1 protein-coding gene is annotated in these 616 nt (G+C 66.4%); it reads left to right on the top strand.

Translation table 11 applies throughout. The features are described from left to right. Positions 1–47: 47 nt before the first annotated feature. On the top strand, positions 48–616 hold a 569-nt coding region (locus tag EN846_RS33545), incomplete at its 3' end, for a beta-ketoacyl synthase N-terminal-like domain-containing protein (RefSeq protein ID WP_281036068.1).

The raw sequence follows: 616 nt of genomic DNA, 5'->3' as shown, positions 1-616 counted from the left end.
GCGACGTCGTGGAAGCCGTCCGCGGCTTGCTTGCGAAGGAGGCTTGAATGGACAGGCGCGTCGTCATCACCGGAGTGGGCGGCCTGTGCGGACTGGGCACTGACGCCGCCTCTATGTGGAAAGAGATCCGCGAAGGCCGCTCCGCCATCGGCCCGCTCGCCAATTCCGAGCTTCATGACCTGGAGGGCATGACCGGCGCTGAGATCAAGGCGCTGCCCGAGCACGACATCGATCGCAAGCAGCTCGTCTCCATGGCCCGCTTCAGCTTGCTCGCCGTGCTTGCAGCGCGCGAAGCCATGCGGCAGGCCGGACTTTCCTGCGACGAAGGGAATGCCCATCGCTTCGGCGCTACAGTGGGCGTCGGCGGCTTGGGCTGGGATGTAATGGAGGAAACTTACCGGGCCCTCCTTTTGGACGGCGCGAGGCGAGTTGGCATCCTCGCTGTACCCAAAACGATGCCAAGCGCCGCCGCCGGCCAGGTGAGCTTGCGCCTCGGCTTGCGCGGGCCGGTGTTCGGGGTGACCTCCGCATGTGCCTCGGCCAACCATGCGATCGCCTCGGCGGTGGATCAGATCAAGCTGGGCCGGGCCGACGTAATGGTTTCCGGGGGCAGCGA

The sequence above is a fragment of the Mesorhizobium sp. M4B.F.Ca.ET.203.01.1.1 genome (assembly GCF_004791025.1).
Classification (GTDB): Bacteria; Pseudomonadota; Alphaproteobacteria; order Rhizobiales; family Rhizobiaceae; genus Mesorhizobium; species Mesorhizobium abyssinicae.
Note: the sequence above shows the minus strand (reverse complement) of the source record. Positions and strands in the feature narration are given on the sequence as shown.